Annotated in this window: 12 protein-coding genes and 3 pseudogenes; 5 read left to right on the top strand and 10 right to left on the bottom strand. The window is 36.2% G+C overall.

Translation table 11 applies throughout. The annotated features are described in order from the left end of the window. Window positions 1–2: 2 nt before the first annotated feature. Window positions 3–485: an ABC transporter ATP-binding protein gene (locus JCM10596_RS30340; protein WP_234410521.1), complete on the bottom strand. Its 483-nt coding sequence runs from the start codon at window positions 483–485 to the stop codon at window positions 3–5. Continuing rightward, on the bottom strand, window positions 485–619 hold the full coding sequence (locus JCM10596_RS14780; RefSeq protein ID WP_081792061.1) for a PLD nuclease N-terminal domain-containing protein: 135 nt from the start codon (window positions 617–619) through the stop codon (window positions 485–487). The genes JCM10596_RS30340 and JCM10596_RS14780 overlap by 1 nt, the downstream gene beginning before the upstream one ends. Before the next feature lie 285 nt (window positions 620–904). Here JCM10596_RS14780 and JCM10596_RS14775 point away from each other — a divergent pair, with 285 nt between their 5' ends. Then, window positions 905–1444 (top strand): helix-turn-helix domain-containing protein, encoded by a 540-nt coding sequence (locus tag JCM10596_RS14775; protein ID WP_025027801.1) that lies wholly within the window; start codon window positions 905–907, stop codon window positions 1442–1444. A 115-nt stretch (window positions 1445–1559) separates the two neighbouring features. Here the strand turns inward: JCM10596_RS14775 and JCM10596_RS14770 are convergent, their stop codons facing one another. The 4 genes from JCM10596_RS14770 to JCM10596_RS14755 all read right to left on the bottom strand — a co-directional run bounded on the left by JCM10596_RS14770 (window position 1560) and on the right by JCM10596_RS14755 (window position 4931). Further along, on the bottom strand, window positions 1560–2543 hold the full coding sequence (locus tag JCM10596_RS14770) for a phosphotransferase enzyme family protein (protein WP_025027800.1): 984 nt from the start codon (window positions 2541–2543) through the stop codon (window positions 1560–1562). Between the two features lie 269 nt (window positions 2544–2812). After that, window positions 2813–3538 carry a DUF4166 domain-containing protein gene (locus JCM10596_RS14765; protein WP_025027799.1) on the bottom strand — a complete coding sequence of 242 codons (726 nt, stop codon included), beginning with the start codon at window positions 3536–3538 and terminating at the stop codon, window positions 2813–2815. 5 nt (window positions 3539–3543) lie between these two features. Further along, the gene (locus JCM10596_RS14760; protein ID WP_034681447.1) at window positions 3544–4452 is read right to left on the bottom strand and encodes a DoxX-like family protein; all 909 of its coding nucleotides are present in this window, start codon (window positions 4450–4452) and stop codon (window positions 3544–3546) included. Between the two features lie 116 nt (window positions 4453–4568). Next, the gene (locus JCM10596_RS14755) at window positions 4569–4931 is read right to left on the bottom strand and encodes an ABC transporter substrate-binding protein (RefSeq protein WP_025027797.1); all 363 of its coding nucleotides are present in this window, start codon (window positions 4929–4931) and stop codon (window positions 4569–4571) included. Window positions 4932–5136: 205 nt separating this feature from the next. Between JCM10596_RS14755 and JCM10596_RS25745 the strand changes: the two are divergent. The 4 genes and pseudogenes from JCM10596_RS25745 to JCM10596_RS14735 all read left to right on the top strand — a co-directional run bounded on the left by JCM10596_RS25745 (window position 5137) and on the right by JCM10596_RS14735 (window position 9055). Next, window positions 5137–6032 (top strand): annotated as a pseudogene (locus tag JCM10596_RS25745) (NAD(P)-dependent alcohol dehydrogenase). Between the two features lie 194 nt (window positions 6033–6226). Next, window positions 6227–6798, top strand: a pseudogene (locus tag JCM10596_RS25740) (TetR/AcrR family transcriptional regulator). A 105-nt stretch (window positions 6799–6903) separates the two neighbouring features. After that, window positions 6904–7721 (top strand): annotated as a pseudogene (locus JCM10596_RS25735) (purine-nucleoside phosphorylase). A gap of 113 nt (window positions 7722–7834) precedes the next feature. Next, entirely contained in the window at window positions 7835–9055 is a 1221-nt protein-coding gene (locus tag JCM10596_RS14735) for a NupC/NupG family nucleoside CNT transporter (RefSeq protein WP_025027796.1), read from the top strand. A gap of 141 nt (window positions 9056–9196) precedes the next feature. Here JCM10596_RS14735 and JCM10596_RS14730 read toward each other — a convergent pair whose 3' ends face one another. From JCM10596_RS14730 to treR, 4 genes are all read right to left on the bottom strand, one after another. Then, on the bottom strand, window positions 9197–9880 hold the full coding sequence (locus JCM10596_RS14730) for a DUF6273 domain-containing protein (RefSeq protein WP_025027795.1): 684 nt from the start codon (window positions 9878–9880) through the stop codon (window positions 9197–9199). Between the two features lie 50 nt (window positions 9881–9930). Then, window positions 9931–10560 (bottom strand): Vat family streptogramin A O-acetyltransferase, encoded by a 630-nt coding sequence (locus JCM10596_RS14725; protein WP_025027794.1) that lies wholly within the window; start codon window positions 10558–10560, stop codon window positions 9931–9933. A gap of 89 nt (window positions 10561–10649) precedes the next feature. Then, window positions 10650–11534 (bottom strand): Vgb family protein, encoded by an 885-nt coding sequence (locus tag JCM10596_RS14720; RefSeq protein WP_025027793.1) that lies wholly within the window; start codon window positions 11532–11534, stop codon window positions 10650–10652. Between the two features lie 439 nt (window positions 11535–11973). Continuing rightward, complete coding sequence (treR, locus tag JCM10596_RS14715) at window positions 11974–12684, bottom strand: trehalose operon repressor (RefSeq protein ID WP_025027792.1); 711 nt, start codon at window positions 12682–12684, stop codon at window positions 11974–11976. Between the last annotated feature and the right edge of the window lie 55 nt (window positions 12685–12739).

Here is a 12739-nt window from a genome sequence, read left to right as displayed (position 1 = left end):
ATCTAGGCAGAAACTGGTTCATCCATGATAACTAGTTTTGGACGATGAATGATCGCTTGAGCAATCCCTAGCCTTTGTTTCATTCCTCCCGAATAGGTTCCCACTTGTCGGTTCGCTGCGTTTTCTATTCCTACAAGAAAAAGCAACTCATCTATACGTTGATCTAAGTCCTCTTTTGGCATATGTGATAACTGCCCCATAAACCGCAAAGCTTCCCTACCAGTCATCCAGTTGTGCATTTTTGGTTCTTGTGGAAGATAACCAATTAACTTGCGAAAATCACTATTTTGTTTGCCGTCAAAAATAATATTTCCTTTAGAAGGCTTTAAGATTCCTGTTAACATTTTTAATGTAGTAGATTTACCAGCACCATTAGGACCTAATAACGCACCACACTCGCCTTCCTCTAACGTGAAGTTAACTTCCTTTACGGCTAATTCCTTACCAAAACCTTTACATAACTCTTCTACAGTAAGTAGGGCCATTAGTTGTTTCTCCTTCCTATAATAAAGTAGAGAACAGGACCAACTATGTTAATCACAACAATAGTAAATACCCATACCCATTTTGAATCCTTATTTGGATTATTTTTAAACAAATCAAATAGAGCAATAGTCATAAGTATGACTTGAGTTACAATAAAAGGTACTAGTAATCCTAAATTAAATTCCACAACCCCCACGCCTCTCTAATATTTTTAAAACCAATTATCAAAAATGACATTCGAATACGGTTATCAAACACGATTATCATTTATAATAATATTGCTGATAAGATTTGTCAATAAAAAAAGGGGTCGCATATATACTTGAAATAGCAGAAACTATATATTATCATTTATGATAATGTTATTTATCTATAGAAACTATTATTAATCTGTTGGATATTATTGAGAGGTGACGGCATGGCTGAAAACATATTTGATATTATCTTCCATCCTGTTCGATTGAAGATTATCAGAGCCCTAACAATATATAATGAATTAACCTCTATGCAACTATTCAAGGAAATAGGAGATGTTCCCCAAGCTACATTATATCGACATATCCAAACATTATTGGAAAAAGATGTGTTGTGTGTAATTAGAGAACATAGAGTCAGGGGAAATACTGAAAGTGTATATGCTTTAAATATAAATAAAGTATCATTAACGGCTACAGATCTTCAGAATATTTCAAAAGATGAAAAATTACTTTATTTCCTAAACTTTCTTATGATGAACCAAGCAGAATATGAGAATTATCTGAAGTATATTGAAAACAAATCCGACCAAGCTACTTATGCGATGGCACATCTATATTTATCTGATCAAGAATTAAATGACCTTCAAACTGAAATCAATGAAATAATCAAATCAAGGATAAAAAACGAGCCAAGTGAAGATCGAAAACTCAGGATCATTTCGACCATTATCATTCCCGAAAAAATTGAAAAGAAGTTGTAAACTCGGTGATTGAAGCAATCTGCGGAAGGAGCCTCAAGCCATTGGTAGTAAAAAACAATCTAAGCACAAATTGAAAAACGACTCCCTTTACTGGGGTCGTTTTTCATCAATTTCCCTAGAGTTCCTTACCAAAAGAAATGGAGTCTTCCTCTAAGCTCTTTGACAATTCCTCTCTCAAATTTGTGAGCCAATCAGGTTCATGATCCCATTTCTCCGTTATGGACCTTAGCGTTCGAGCATACCCATATAATTTGGCAAAGCGCCTGCATGCCGGTAATAGAGTTTCTAAATCATCTGAGATATCGTATTCAGTGAGATATCCATCCAAAAAGCATTTTTTCTTATGGTTAAAAAGCTCAGCTGGAATACATTCCTGCAAACTATCCAGCGCTTGTTCGATATCCATTGCATACCAGTGATACATGGCATCGTCAAAATCGATTACATTACATGAATTGGATTTGTCATCATAGAATACATTGTCGTATTCAAAATCATAATGAACCAATCCATAATTCGTTTGTGACTTAGGAATCGAAGCAAAATAATCTCTTAGTATTTTCGTTTCCGTTAATGCTGCTGACTCTTCCGGAAAATTGATTAATACTTGCTGAATCCAATCTAAGACATCACTATAAGACCATCTCTTGAATGTAATGGGTTTGTATTTGCTAGATAATTGATGAAGCCTCCCCAGTGCTTTTCCATAACTGAAGATAATGGTATCACTAAAATCAGTATTATTGATCTGTACTCCAGAAACACGTTTAAATACAGATGCAAAGTATTCTCCCCAAGGAGTCCGCACCTCTACAAGCTCTTCACCATGCCTTGATACAACAGCCTCTAAAACTCCGTAGCCGTTGTCACGTAAATAAGAAATAAAGTCTAGTTCCGCCAAAATATTTGATTTCAATTTCTCGGTCTTAGGAGCAAATCGTAATAGATGGATCTTACCATCACATCTAAACGGATAAATGGCGTTAGATGATATTCGATAGTACTTAAACATCTCAATCGATTCTTCATCATATTTCCAATTTTTTAAAACCATTTCGGCTAGATCTATATTATTAAACAAGTCATTCAACTTCAACATAAAGCATACAACTCCTCTTCAATTTTATATATTTTTTTGCACGCAAAAAGACCGCAGGCTACATCTGCGGTCTACTTAATCCTTATTTAGAAGGGGGAACAAATAAACCTTCTCTTTTACAGGAAAGATGAGCAGTAATATCCCTAAATAGTGACAGACCTAGCGTCTGCCCACAATATTCATTTAAGAACCACCTTACATTCTACAGTTATAGTAATAGTCCAGCGTTTCATGCTGCTCACTCCCTTCATACAAAAGATATTTATATTTTAACTCAGGGTTTTAATGGAATCAATTCCTAAATTATCTATACTTAAACTTTTATTTACGATGCTTTCGCGTCTTGGCTTCACATACTCAGGTATATCACCATTACGCACAAAATAATCTATCGTAAAGGTTCCTTTATACCCAAATATTGTTCCAAAATATTTGTTTTTCACTTCTACATTAATATGAAACTTCTTTTTCTTTTCGTCAAACCATTCCTGAGCTTCAGCAGTTCCAGAAATAAACTTTGGAACTGGTATTTCCACTCCTTTTTTATAATAAACTAGTGGACCTGATAGTAGTCTAATTCCACCGTTATGTAACACAGAGATATCTATATCTGTAATTAAATCCTGATCAATTCCTAAACAATCTACTATTCCTTTCCTTTTAGAACAATAATACATAGTCGCATCAAAATGTCTTACTTTATCAAAATGAAACTTCCGTATCCAAGCCACGCACTCCTGACCGAAAGAGTTTTGATAGGCGTAGTTTTCCAGGGTGAATGGGATGTTTCTCCCTCTTTCGGGAAAGGTAATGTGTTTTAAAGTACCAAGCTGTAGAAAAGGGTACATATAAGCCCTACCGCCCCATATTTCCTCCATTACTCCTTTACAAATACTTGCTGTTTTCGCTTCACTAGTTAGTCCAAATTTTTTCTGTAATTGAGGATGGAGTTGCTTATACTCTGCTCCTAAGGCTTGTTCGTATATTGATCGCATTGTGTTCACCTTCTACCAGATCGTTTTCTCTTACAGTTTGCAGCGTTGGGTAAATCGCGAATATTTAACATAGCCATAACGGAATAGCCAATCATAGCAACTGTTAGTGTAGTTGGATTAAATGGAGCGAAAAAAACGTCCCCTTGGCTCATCAAAGCACCAAAGCCTAAAATAACTAAAGCCAGGATGTTTATTATATGTAGCCATTTTTTTCTGCTAAAACAAAGGAAAAGCAACCCAAAAACGATCTGAATCGCCCCTAAAGTATATAAAAAAACCTCCTCTTGACCTTGAAACCATCCCGTTCCTTTTAATAATGCCAACTCCCCAGCTTCTTGATAAAGAATCTTGGGAACTAATCCTTGATAAATCCAGATAAAGGCTAAAACAAAGCTGACCACATAATGCAATATACTTCTTATAAAAGAGATGGATGGAGGGATTTCTTTTTCTATCCATAGTCGTAAGCAATCAAAACTCCAAGCAGTTGCCCAACCCATAAGTGGTCTAAAAAGTTTATCAACCAGCTTTCCAACAAAACCAAAACGTGTTTCGTAGTCATACTGAGTCAAGAATGTAACTCCACTATCCGTAATAACATATTTCCAATATCCACTCCCCTCTTTAATAAGTGATAACGGATGATCAGTCCAAAACTTTAATGAAGACATCCGCTCATCATCCTTGGATATTGTCTTTTTACTTTCACCTTTACCAGCCAGACTCATTCCAAAACCAATATTTGTTGTATATAAAAACCTTTGTGGATCATTCTCGTTTTCCTTAAGCAAATACTTAATATTGGAAAAACGCAAATCCCATTGTTCATGTATGTCTGGATTTTGGGTATATTCCCATACTTTTTCGATATCACTTTTTATCAGCGTTTCCACGTAAATAGGTTTAGATTTCATCATTTTTTACTACCTCATTTTATATTCGACATCTAACGTTACCTTTTAATATTTTACAACAAAAAGAGCTGTTAACGAATAACTTAACGCAACAGCCCTCTATAATATGGTTATGTTTACTCAATAGCTATATACTTTGAATATGGTTCTTGGGTAGTATCTAATCGTTTAACATAAATTACATTTTGATCTAATTCATTATAGTAAATTTCACTCCCCACTGGTACAAGATTTGAAGTGAAATTTTCTTGCACCATTGGCGCGTTTTGTGACACAACCTTTTCAATGGTTCCAATGTAAACTGCTTCATTTGGTAAGGTGCTCACCGTATCCGCAGTTTCACCATACAAGTTATCTTTGACGTAAATCATCGGTCTATAATCTGATAACTCATTTTCTTCTGTACCTTTTTCAGCAGAGCAGGCTGAAATCAAAAGAACCATACCCATACATATAAGAAACAAACTCATTTTTTTCACGCTACTCATTCCTTTAAAAATTATTTGCAAGTATACATTGTTGCAGGTCAAAGGTATTATGCGGTGCCGTTTCATTCCCCACTAATTTACCACAGTATACTGATTTTGTCATATGAAAATAATCAGAAAATTGACACTTCTATACAATAGAATATAGTATGAAAGAGAAAAAGATTCGGAGCAACAATACAGGAGGAATTAACGTATGAAAGCAGTCGTATACACCAAATACGGGCCACCGGATGTACTTCGGATCACAGAACTGGCAAAGCCGACTCCCAGGGATAATGAAGTCCTGATAAGAATCCATGCTACTACTGTAACAGCTGGAGATTGGCGCATGAGAAAGCCTGAGCCATTTTTAGCAAGGTTTTTCAATGGCTCATAAGACCCCGGAAAGTAAATATACTTGGATTTGAGCTGGCTGGAGAAATCGAAGAAGTCGGCAAATCGGTAACACGATTCAAGAAAAGTGACCAAGTTTTTGCCTCATGCGGGCTTGGTTTTGGTGCTTATGCTGAATACAAATGCCTGCCTGAAGACGCGGTAATGGCATTAAAACCAGTACATATGAGCTACGAGGAGGCCGCTGCCATTCCCATTGGGGGAGGTACTGCATTACGTCTACTTAGAAAGGGAAATGTTCAGCCCGGAGATAAAGTCATGATCTATGGGGCTTCTGGCAGTGTTGGCACTTATGCAGTACAGCTGGCAAAGCACTTCGGGGCAGAAGTAACCGGCGTATGCAGTACCGTCAACCTTGATATGGTAAAGTCTCTGGGAGCTGACAAAGTCATTGATTACACTCAAGAGGACTTCACCAAGAGCGGCGAAACCTATGATGTCATTCTTGACGCAGTAGGCAAGATGTTGCCTTCAGATCGAAAAAAACTGTTGAAAAAGATGGGATTCTTTGCTTCCGTGATGAAACTATCAACACCAGAGAAGCTAGGCGACCTAGTTTTCCTCAAAGACCTGATAGAGGCGGGAAAACTAAAGCCTATCATTGATAGACGCTATGCATTTGAACAAATTCCCGAAGCGCACGAATACGTTGAGAAGGGACACAAAAAAGGCAATGTCGTCATTACTGTATCGTGATGGTAAGCGCCAAACTCAATAAATTACTTCAAGAATTCATTCGAGCTGTTCATTGGAGCAGCTCTTTATCGTCGTTGTCCTTACCTGATCCTCTAAAAAAAAAACTTTTGAAAACGCTTTACATATTATAAAAAAAGTAATACTATTTATGTAGACCGGTATTAATATTTTTTATATGAGCTAGGAGATTTATTATGAAGAATAACTCACGTGAGGAAATGATTAAAGTTACTGCATTGCTACTTCAGACGAAAGGGTATTTTGGAACTGGGTTAAATGAAATCATAGCAAAGAGTGGCGCACCTAGGGGTTCAATTTATTACCATTTTCCTAATGGGAAGGAACAATTGGTGATTGAGGCCATTGAATGGACTAGAGAAAATGTCACGAGATTTATTAGTGAAAAATTATCTTTGTACAATGATCCAGTAGAGGCATTGCAAAACTATATCTTGGATAGTGCTGACAGGTTCGAGCAGGACAAATACTTTCAAGGGGTACCTATTACTGCAATCGTACTTGAAACATCAGATATTAGTGATAATTTAAGAGAAGCTTGTAAAAAGGTTTTTGACTCTTGCATCAAGTGATTGCAGATAAGCTATTAAACAATGGTTATGAAGAAAAAATAGCTTATGACCTGGCAATGGCACTCAATGCCATCATACAAGGTTCATTAGTGATTTGTTTAACTCAAAAAAATGCTGATCCTTTAAGGAAGGTTTCAAATTTTGTTCCACTATTACTAAAAATAAATAATGCGTAAATATCGATCATTACCTAAGGCTGGTTTTACAAAACGTTTAGACCAGTCTACTATAACACTCAAATTATGCAGACCGGTCTACTATAAATTAATGGAGGGTTGATTATGCACTTAACAAGCGAAATTAACTGTGCTAGAGACTTTATTAAGGAAAAAACGGATTATCTACCTGAAATAGGTTTGATTTTGGGCTCAGGTTTAGGAGGACTGGCAGATGAAATAGAGGATTCTGTATCAATCCCGTACAAAGAAATTCCGTATTTCTCCAAATCGGAAGCGGTGGGCCATGCAAATGAACTAGTGATTGGAAAATTAAAAGGAAAAGTCGTTGTAGCTATGAAAGGACGATTTCATTTTTATGAAGCTACTCCTTAGATGAAGTAACCTTTCCGGTTCGTGTTATGAAGTCTTTGGGAGTCGATAAATTAATCATTACCAATGCATGCGGTGCTGTAAATATGGATTTTCAGCCTGGCGAATTGATGTTAATTACAGATCACATTAATTTAGTCGGGATAAATCCTTTAATAGGTCCAAATAATGAAGAGTTAGGTCCACGCTTTCCCGATGTTTCCTGTGTATACAATAAAGATTTAAGAAATGTAGCCTTACGGGTTGCAGTAGAGCAAAATATACATCTTCAGCAAGGGGTATATGGATGGTGGAGTGGACCTGTATATGAAACTCCAGCGGAAATTCGGATGATACGCACTTTAGGAGGAGATGCGATTGGAATGTCTACTGTACCTGAAGCTATTACAGCCGTTCATGCAGGATTAAAGGTATTAGGTATATCGTGCCTGACAAATATGGCTTGTGGTATTTTAGAACAGCCTTTAAGTCACGATGAAGTAATCGAGGTTGCTGGAAAAGCTAAGGATAAATTTGTTAAATTAATTAAACAAATTATTAAAGAAATATAGGTAAATACAGGCTGATTGAGGTTATTTCGAAAAGTTATGTTCTAATAACTACTAGAAATAAGCCTTAATTATAGCCTAATTTTCCTAATATTCAATTAATGGAGGGCTGAGTCATGAATATTATTTGGGGGATGTTTGGATGTAGCTTGATTATTATCATATCGATCTTGATGTCAGAGAATAAGAGATTGATTAACGTAAGAACTGTATCGATTGGATTCTTTCTACAAGTTGTGTTTGGATTTCTTGTTCTTCAATGGGACAAAGGACTACAAGCCATTCAATTTGTATCTCAGGGAATTACTAATCTAATCAACTTTGGACATGCAGGTTTATCATTTGTATTCGGACCATTAGCGGACCGTGATGGATTATCGGTTTTTGCCGTAAACGTCCTTGGTATGATCATCTTTTTAACAGTACTCATTGCATTGTTATATTACTTTGGAATCATGCAATATATGGTTAAGATTATTGGTGGTTTTATTTCTAAAGTGATGCAGACTTCTTATTCAGAATCGATAGCAGCGGCTGCTAATATTTTTGTTGGTAATACCCAAGCTCCTTTAATTGTGAAACCTTATATTGCCCACATGTCTAGATCCCAGATATTCTCTGTTATGGTAGGAGGACTCGCTTCTGTTTCAGGTGCCGTTCTGATGGGACTTGCAGCAATGGGAATACCTATTGAATATCTTATATCAGCAGCAGTAATGTCTGCTCCAGCCGGTTTAATGATAGCCAAATTAGTGATACCAGAAACTGAAAAAATCAATGACAACGAATGGAAAATTTCTGATAAAACAAGTAATAGTGAAGAGAAGACGAATATAATTGATGTCATATTTGAGAACTCTAAAGAAGGTTTACATTATGCCGTAAACGTAGGTCTAATGTTAATAATGTTTATCGGTCTCATTGCATTGTTGAACGGAGTAATTGGTTTTGGTGGATCACTTATTGGACTGGAAAACCTTTCTTTAGAATTGATATTTGGATATCTTTTTGCACCTATTGCTTTCGTTATTGGTATACCATGGGATGAAGCTGTAATGGCAGGAAATTTATTAGCTCAAAAGTTCTTGTTAAATGAATTTGTCGCTTTCGCAAACCTTTCATTAGGAATTGAGAATTTTTCAGAACGCTCTATCGCAATTTTAACTTTTGCATTAAGTGGTTTTGCCAATTTTGGAGCCGTTGGTAGTATAGTCGGGATGCTCTCAAGAATGGTGCCTGAAAGAAAGTTAGAAGTACAACAATTAGCAATCAAGGCACTTATTGCAGCTACTTTAGCTAACCTATTAAATGGGGCTATTGTTATGATGTTATTTTAATTTAATTTATAAGATATCTTCGTTAGATATCGGCTTTATGGTGGACCCCGTCAAGATATTTGAAAAATAAGATGGGGTCTTTTTTCATTAACCCCAGTGCTGGCTGGCAAGATGAAGCATTGTGCATCTCTTCCGAAAATATTATAATACAAGATTCATTTTTAGTGCAGGTCGTACACCATCTCGAGACAGGGTTACTTCCCCATAGCTTCGCACACTGCTACGAGGACCAACAAAAAATGCCCGGGATGGTTGATTCCCTTGTGTTCTCAGCCACCACCAGGAACAGCCATATTCCTTCTCGTTTTCAATTAAATAATTGCGTTTGTCTGTTTTATCGTACACATACAAGTGGCAGCCATCCCTTTTCTTCGTCTTAGCGAACTCTGTACCGATTGCACGACGTTTTATACTGAAAGAATTTTCAACAAATTTATCAGTGAGCTCTCTTACTTCCGATACACTGAGTAAAAAAACTTCGTCCTCTGTATCTGGACTATTCTCTCCATTGTCCCCGCAATGTGTAGTCTTGATCATTCTCTTCTCTGAGTCATTGAACGCGGTAGTATAAAACTCATCGTTCAGCCACTTTCGTAAATCAGAGTCCTGCCACGTAATATCTATCAAATCACGATGGTATCGCTTTGAATCCAAGATGTACTCGCTTAAAATGAACAACTCACTCCCTGAATTTTGTAGTACTCGCCACTTTATCGGTGTTAAGTCAACTCCATCCTCAGCCTGTGGGTACATGCCAAAAGTAATGATTTCTCCAGTTTTTGCATTTGACAAGGTAGTAAAAGCATTTGAATTTTTTCTATTCATAACAGTCATTCCCCCCTTCTACACATTCTTTTTTTTTTATTAACTCAATCCTATTTCAAATGATCAAGCCCATCCTTTGATGTTAGCATTTTAAGATTATTAAATATCTTCTCTTCGTCCCAGTTCCACCATTTAAGCTTTAGCAATAATTCAATTTTTTCATCACTAAAACGTTTTTTAATAAATTTGGCTGGATTCCCACCATATATTGCATATGGTTCAACATTTTTTACTACAGTTGAGTTAGCGGCAATAATCGCACCATCACCAATTTTTACACCCGGCATAATGCTTACATTTTGACCTATCCAGACATCATTGCCAATCACCGTATCACCCTTAAATGGTAGTTGTTCTACTGTAGGAGTTACCTTTTCCCAACCACCACCAAAAATATTAAAAGGATAGGTTGTTATGCCATCCATCCTATGATTTGCTCCGTTCATAATGAATGTAACGCCCTCAGCTATTGCGCAAAATTTACCTATGATTAGCTTATCTCCTAGAAATTCATAATGATGCTCTATATGATCATAGAATTTCTCAGGAGACTTTTTATTATCACTATAGTAAGTATATTCTCCAATCTCTACATTGGGTCGTTTAGGCAAATTACTTATATAACACACCGTTTTGATGTTTTCATTTGGATATAGTTTTTTCTTATCTGGTCCTATCATAGAGCGTTTCGCCCCTTTTAGCTTTTTTCATGAATGTTTATGTTTATATTTTTCTTTATCCGTTTATAGTTTTTAAAACGAGATTATTTCTAGTAGACTAACTGTCCTATTTTATTTGCTTCTTCAGCGAACCATATTGCTCCATCTGGTCCAAGAACAAGCCCATGTGGTTCTGATCCCAGTGTAGGTATTTGATATTCTATAATTTCCCCTCCTAATGTAATTCTACCTATTTTATTACCTCCCCACTCTGTAAACCAAAGCTCTCCGTCTATCCCTGAAATAATTGCATGTGGTTTAGCATTTGCTGTTGGCAGAGGATATTCAACAAATTCACCAGATGTAGTCATTCTTCCTATTTTGTTACCTATTATTTCAACAAACCAAAGAGCATTGTCAGAGCCTGAGCAAATTCCTACTGGTCCAGAGGCTGAAGTAGGAATACTGAACTCAGTTATATCACCAGATAAGGTAATTTTGCCTATTCTGTTGCCTTGATTCTCTGTAAACCATAGTGCTTCATCAGGACCTGATATAATCATTGAAGGAAATGAACCATGAGTAGGTAAATGATATTCACTAAATTCTCCATGAGCCGTTATTCTTCCAATTTTGTTACCAGTAAGCTCTGTAAACCACATTGCACCATCAGCACCTAAGGCTATTCCATATGCACCTGCATCTGCTGTAGGGATATCATATTCTGTAATTTTACCCTCCATTGTCATTTTTCCTATCTTATTTGCTTTATATTCTGTAAACCATAAGTGACCGTCAGTTCCATTTGCTATAATCGAAAGTCCCGCATCTGGGGTCGGAACTGTATATTCTGTTATTTCACCTTCTGTTGAAATTCTTCCTATTCTGTTACCTGTATTTTCTGTAAACCATATAGCTCCATCTGATCCTACAGTCATTCCATATGGTCCTGATATCTCCATTGGAAGGATATACTCATTTATCTTTGTATTCATCTATTTATCATCCTTTCATTTTTTAATGAAAACAAAAAACCTTTCCTGAACTATCAAGTTTCGGAAAGGTTATATGTATTATCATATTTAAGCTAGCACAAAACAGCTATTCTAGATCAAGAATAGTATAAATACAAAGTTAAATATGACTCAATTATAATCCTATCCGAAACTTATAGTAGTTTAGATTAACACAAAATAACATATCCTAAATCATTAGATATGCCCAACTCTATCCATACTACTGTAACTTCTTAAAAACTGGATAAGATTATATGATCATTTTAACTAATCACCTCTAATGCTGATTCTAAATTTATCTAAATCATAAAACATTTGGATAATATAAGTCAAGGATTATATACTGGAAATGTTTTTGATGTAGCTCATGTAGCTACATGTTTTAGATTTCATAACTGTGTTGTTATCGACCATTTATCTACTTCCTCCTAGCAAAGTCAACAAAGCGGAATTTGTCAGGGCGGTGGCGCGATTCGGTGTATTGAAAGAGACTAGCGTCATCTAGGTAGACGTAGTTTTTGACCACGACGATGTTCGTGAAGCCGTTTAACTCAAGATAGGCTTGGTCTTCTTCAGTCGGTGCTTCAACGGTAATCTCCTTTTTGGCGAAGCTAATCACTAGACCAAGTTCTTTTTCGATGAAATCATAGATCGAGTTTTCACATGCTTCTTTCGTCAGACTGGGAATGAGCCGTTTATTTAAATAGTCTTTATCAAGGATAACTCTTTCGTCATCTAATGAGCGAACACGAATGACTTCCCAGGCTTTTTCGTTTTTCTTAAGCTTTAATTGTTCTCGTAGCAATTCACTAGGTGTAATTTCTTCAAGGAGCTTTAATGTTGTTTTGGCACGCTGCCCAAGCTTACTAGCTAATTCTTTAAAACTAACTAATCCAGAAATGGGAAAGTCAAACTTCCCAACATCAAGGACAATCGAGCCTTTACCTTGCATTTTTTGAATATAGCCATGCTCAGAAAGCAAGTTTAATGCTTTGCGGATGGTTTCCCTTGTTGTTTCATACATAGATGCAAGTTCATTTTCTGAAGGCAGCTTTGCGTTTGGTTTTAGCTGCCCTTCTTTTATTTGTACGACTAAGTCATCGTATATTTTAATATATTTATTATTCATCTTTAACCACCGTATATAAGTGTATCATTCCTTTTCGAAATGATAAAGTAGACTT

Origin of the sequence: Caldalkalibacillus mannanilyticus JCM 10596 (genome assembly GCF_000615945.1) — a bacterium.
GTDB classification, from domain to species: Bacteria; Bacillota; Bacilli; order Caldalkalibacillales; family JCM-10596; genus Bacillus_AT; species Bacillus_AT mannanilyticus.
This window is presented reverse-complemented; position numbering and strand designations above follow the sequence as displayed.